The organism is Streptomyces sp. NPDC006283, from assembly GCF_040613325.1.
Lineage (GTDB): Bacteria > Actinomycetota > Actinomycetes > Streptomycetales > Streptomycetaceae > Streptomyces.
Window position 1 is genome coordinate 1 of the sequence record NZ_JBEXRZ010000339.1, and the last position, 1,230, is coordinate 1,230.

The window sequence follows — 1,230 nt, forward strand, 5'->3', positions numbered from 1 at the left end:
GATTGTTCGGCGGCGTCCTACTCTCCCACAGGGTCCCCCCTGCAGTACCATCGGCGCTGAAAGGCTTAGCTTCCGGGTTCGGAATGTAACCGGGCGTTTCCCTAACGCAATGACCACCGAAACACTATGAAGATATCGAACTACCAGCCGACAAAGGCGAGTTCGTTACTTCAGAACTAACACAGTGGACGCGAGCAACTGAGGACAAGCCCTCGGCCTATTAGTACCGGTCAACTCCACCCATTACTGGGCTTCCATATCCGGCCTATCAACCCAGTCGTCTACTGGGAGCCTTACCCTCTCAAGGAGGTGGGAGTCCTCATCTCGAAGCAGGCTTCCCGCTTAGATGCTTTCAGCGGTTATCCTTTCCGAACGTAGCCAACCAGCCATGCCCTTGGCAGGACAACTGGCACACCAGAGGTTCGTCCGTCCCGGTCCTCTCGTACTAGGGACAGCCCTTCTCAAGACTCCTACGCGCACAGCGGATAGGGACCGAACTGTCTCACGACGTTCTAAACCCAGCTCGCGTACCGCTTTAATGGGCGAACAGCCCAACCCTTGGGACCGACTCCAGCCCCAGGATGCGACGAGCCGACATCGAGGTGCCAAACCATCCCGTCGATATGGACTCTTGGGGAAGATCAGCCTGTTATCCCCGGGGTACCTTTTATCCGTTGAGCGACGGCGCTTCCACAAGCCACCGCCGGATCACTAGTCCCGACTTTCGTCCCTGCTCGACCCGTCGGTCTCACAGTCAAGCTCCCTTGTGCACTTACACTCAACACCTGATTGCCAACCAGGCTGAGGGAACCTTTGGGCGCCTCCGTTACCCTTTGGGAGGCAACCGCCCCAGTTAAACTACCCATCAGACACTGTCCCTGATCCGGATCACGGACCCAGGTTAGACATCCAGCACGACCAGAGTGGTATTTCAACGACGACTCCACCTGAACTGGCGTCCAAGCTTCACAGTCTCCCACCTATCCTACACAAGCCGAACCGAACACCAATATCAAACTGTAGTAAAGGTCCCGGGGTCTTTCCGTCCTGCTGCGCGAAACGAGCATCTTTACTCGTAGTGCAATTTCACCGGGCCTATGGTTGAGACAGTCGAGAAGTCGTTACGCCATTCGTGCAGGTCGGAACTTACCCGACAAGGAATTTCGCTACCTTAGGATGGTTATAGTTACCACCGCCGTTTACTGGCGCTTAAGTTCTCAGCTTCGCCCC

Annotated in this window: 2 rRNA genes (1 of these 2 only partly in view); both read right to left on the reverse strand. The window is 55.9% G+C overall.

The features are described 5' to 3' along the window. Positions 1-4 precede the first annotated feature (4 nt). Positions 5-121, reverse strand: a 5S ribosomal RNA gene (gene rrf / locus ABZ070_RS35385). Positions 122-212: 91 nt separating this feature from the next. Next, a 23S ribosomal RNA gene (locus ABZ070_RS35390) occupies positions 213-1,230 on the reverse strand; it runs 1,726 nt beyond the window's last position.